The following is a 470-nucleotide window of genomic DNA, read 5'->3' as shown; positions in this document are numbered from 1 at the left end:
GGGAATCGAGCCGTCTCTCGACGGGTTCACTTTCGACGTGACCCCCTGGCTGCACGCCGGCCGAAACACGCTCACCGTTGTGCTGATCGGGTCACCGGGCGAAAATCCATTCCGCATGACCGTGGCTGCCGACCATCAGCCCGCATGGACGCTGGACGAGGGCGAGTTCCTGCCGGTTCCCGCACCATGGCGCCTCTGGACGCAGGCGATTGAGGCGCCCGAGCCACAGGCCTCTGAACCGGCAACCTCTCGCTAGGATCAGCGGCTCGACACTCCGTGGCGCCGGCCATTGGGGCTGCTCGCAAGTGATCCGGCCTCGGCATTCCTCGCCGTTCCGACCAGAGCACCACATTGCCCTTCATCAGCAAGGCAATGCCTGCGGCGTCTGCCAGGACCGTGGCCGCGACGGAGCGAGCCTGGACGATGGCAGCCTCGGTTGAGCTTGCCTCAACCCAAACACTGTCCGCCTC

General features: G+C 66.0%; 1 pseudogene. It reads left to right on the top strand.

What is annotated here, in order from left to right:
* Window positions 1–256, top strand: a pseudogene (locus tag WDW90_RS38140) (hypothetical protein); the annotation flags it as partial.
* Between the last annotated feature and the right edge of the window lie 214 nt (window positions 257–470).

Origin of the sequence: Methylobacterium nigriterrae (genome assembly GCF_037106235.1) — a bacterium.
Lineage (GTDB): Bacteria > Pseudomonadota > Alphaproteobacteria > Rhizobiales > Beijerinckiaceae > Methylobacterium > Methylobacterium nigriterrae.
This window is presented reverse-complemented; position numbering and strand designations above follow the sequence as displayed.